Annotated in this window: 3 protein-coding genes; all 3 read right to left on the bottom strand. The window is 52.9% G+C overall.

The window, feature by feature from the left end:
• On the bottom strand, window positions 1-199 hold a 199-nt coding region (locus tag PHQ58_RS23585), incomplete at its 3' end, for a GDP-mannose 4,6-dehydratase (protein WP_300116376.1).
• A 102-nt stretch (window positions 200-301) separates the two neighbouring features.
• Window positions 302-688: a MarR family EPS-associated transcriptional regulator gene (locus PHQ58_RS23580; RefSeq protein WP_300116373.1), complete on the bottom strand. Its 387-nt coding sequence runs from the start codon at window positions 686-688 to the stop codon at window positions 302-304.
• Window positions 689-723: 35 nt separating this feature from the next.
• A complete protein-coding gene (locus PHQ58_RS23575) occupies window positions 724-2,721 on the bottom strand; it encodes an SDR family oxidoreductase (RefSeq protein WP_300116371.1) in 1,998 nt (665 codons plus the stop codon).
• Window positions 2,722-2,786: the final 65 nt, after the last annotated feature.

Genomic DNA, 2,786 nt, shown 5'->3' with positions numbered 1-2,786 from the left:
AATCCCCATAGTGCAAGTTGAAGCGAGCGTTTTCGATATGCGGGTCTTGAAAGATGTGATCTACCCGTTGTGTGTTGAAGGAGCTGGCGCGGCGCTTGATGCCGTGAACGATGTAGCCTTTTTCCAGCAAAAACTCAGCCAGGTAACTGCCGTCCTGGCCTGTGATGCCTGTGATGAGGGCAACTTTACGAGTGTTCATTTGAGAATTTTGCATGATGACTGGTATGAATTTAATAGCTGCTTACGCTTGCTTTTATGGCGTATGAGGCTGATTTATTCCGAATATTTCAACTCTTAATTTTTAGAGTGGCATCTGTGTGCCACCAATGTCAACCTCACGCTGCAATGATTCAATCTCAGCCCTGAGCTGCTCATATTCTTGAACTTTGTGCTGGAGAAAACGCTTCGCTAGCGTTGTTTTTTCTGCAATACCCGCGGGTGTCAAAAAATAGGCATAGGCTAATTTGTGCTTGTTGTTTTGAAAGTTGTGCACTTTCAGCAAGCCCTTATCAAGCAGCGCTTTCAGGCAAAAATTGGTTTTGCCCAAGCTCACCCCCAACGCCGCAGCCAACTCGCGTTGATTCATCTGCGGGTTGATTTCCAATAAACGCAAAACTTTGAGATGCGTATCTTGATGAGTCAATAGGTCTTCAGGCATTGATTCCAAATGCAATGGAAGCCATTGCATTCATCTGTTCATGTGATGAACGGATGGTATCACGCCTAAAAATGTATCCCCCGCATCATCTGCTGCATCGCCACCGCTTCGGCGGACAACTTGGGTTTGTCCATCTTGTCGCCTGACTTGGCTCCTTTGGCGGCAGATGAGTCAGGGAACATTCTGAAGCTGGTATTCATCGCAATCTGTGCCACACGCGGCAGAATAGCGTGCAGAACCTGACCTGTAATGCCCAATCGGGTGGCGATGCGCACCGGCTTGAAGATACAGGCCTGCGCGATCATGTCAGCTGCTTCTTCGGGGCTGAGGGTGGGCACGTTGTTGTACAGGCCGGTTGGTGCAATCATGGGGGTGCGCACCAGCGGCATGTTGATGGTGGTGAAGCTGATGCCTTGATCGGCAAACTCACTGCTGGCGCAGCGCGTCCAGGCATCCAGTGCCGCCTTGCTGGCCACATAGGCACTGAAGCGGGGGGCATTGGTCAGCACACCGATGCTGCTGATGTTGACCACGTGGCCTTTGTGTTTGGCCGCCATGCCGGGCAAAAAGCCGGTGGTGACGCGCAAACTGCCAAAGTAGTTGAGCTGCATGGTGCGCTCGTAATCATGAAAACGGTCGTAGCTCGACTCGATGGCGCGGCGGATAGAGCGCCCGGCGTTGTTGATCAAAAAGTCCACACCACCATGGGTCTGGATGACCTGCTTGACAAAATTAGCGCAGTCTTCAGATTCAGCAATGTCCACCGCATAGGCGATGAACTGATAGCCTTTGGCTTTGGCCTGCGCGCACGCCTCATCCAACTTCTCCTGGTCACGTCCGCAGATCAAGGTGATCGCACCTGCCTCCGCAAATTTGTGGGCTGCAGCCAAGCCAATGCCTGAAGAACCGCCGGTGACCAACACCACCTTGCCGCCCACCGTGCCACGCAGGCTATGGTCAATGTGCAAAGCGGGGTCAAGATGGCGCTCCCAATAGTCCCACAAGCGCCAGGCGTAATCTTTCAGGTTCGGGCAAGCCACTCCGGTACCTTTCAGCGCCGCCAGCGTATCGCGACAGTCAAAACGGGTGGGGTAGTTGACAAAGGTCAGCATGTCTTCTGGCAGACCCAAGTCTTTCATGATGGCGTTGCGAACCCGGCGCACCGGGGCCAGCGCCATCAGGCCTTTGGTCACGCTGCGGGGAATAAAGCCGAGCAAGGCAGCATTGACGAATACATTCATCTTGGGCGCATGGGCGGCTTTGCTGAAAATGTCCAGCACATCACCCACACGGTAACCAATCGGATCAACCAGGTGGTAGCAACGGCTGGCAATGCCATTTTGGTGGCTGATGGCGTTGAGTGCATCCACCACAAAATCCACCGGAACAATGTTGATTCGCCCGCCTTCCAGGCCAATGGAGGGCATCCACGGTGGCAGCAGCTGACGCATGCGCTGGATCAATTTGAAAAAGTAATACGGTCCGTCAATCTTGTCCATTTCACCGGTGTTGCTGTCGCCCACCACCATGGCTGGGCGGTACACCGACCAGGGCACTTTGCACTCGGTACGAACAATCTTCTCGCTTTCATGTTTGGTCATGAAGTATGGGTGATCGTAGTTCTCTGCTTCGTCAAACATGTCCTCGCGGAAAACACCCTCGTACAAACCGGCCGCAGCGATGGAGCTCACATGGTGGAAATACCCGGCATTCAAGGCCTTGGCCAGTTCAATCGTATTGCGCGTGCCATCCACGTTCACTTCAATCTGGTTGGCCTCATCTGCGCCCAGGTCATAAATCGCGGCCAGATGGTAGAAATGATCAATGTTGCCTTTGAGTTGTTTGGCCACATCAGCCGAAACGCCGAGTTTGGGGCTGGTCAAATCGCCAAACACCGGAATCACCCGTGCCGCACTGGCTGCCCAAAACTCTCGCAATGCTTTGACTTTGCCCTCGCTGTCTTTGCGGATCAAAAAATACACCACGGCACCTTTGCGCCCCAGTAATTTTTTGACCAGTCGTTTGCCAATAAACCCGGTAGCTCCTGTGACGAAATATTGCATGTCCAAACTCCATTCGAATCTGGCATTCTTGCCTGATTTACCCCCATTTTTCGTCAGAGTAAACC

The sequence above is a fragment of the Rhodoferax sp. genome (assembly GCF_028688795.1).
Taxonomy (GTDB): domain Bacteria; phylum Pseudomonadota; class Gammaproteobacteria; order Burkholderiales; family Burkholderiaceae_C; genus Rhodoferax.
Note: the sequence above shows the minus strand (reverse complement) of the source record. Positions and strands in the feature narration are given on the sequence as shown.

Coding starts and splice junctions, on each gene's coding strand:
- PHQ58_RS23575 (WP_300116371.1), bottom strand. CDS start 2,721: ATGCAATATTTCGTCACAGGAGCTACCGGGTTTATTGGCAAACGACTG.
- PHQ58_RS23580 (WP_300116373.1), bottom strand. CDS start 688: ATGCAATGGCTTCCATTGCATTTGGAATCAATGCCTGAAGACCTATTG.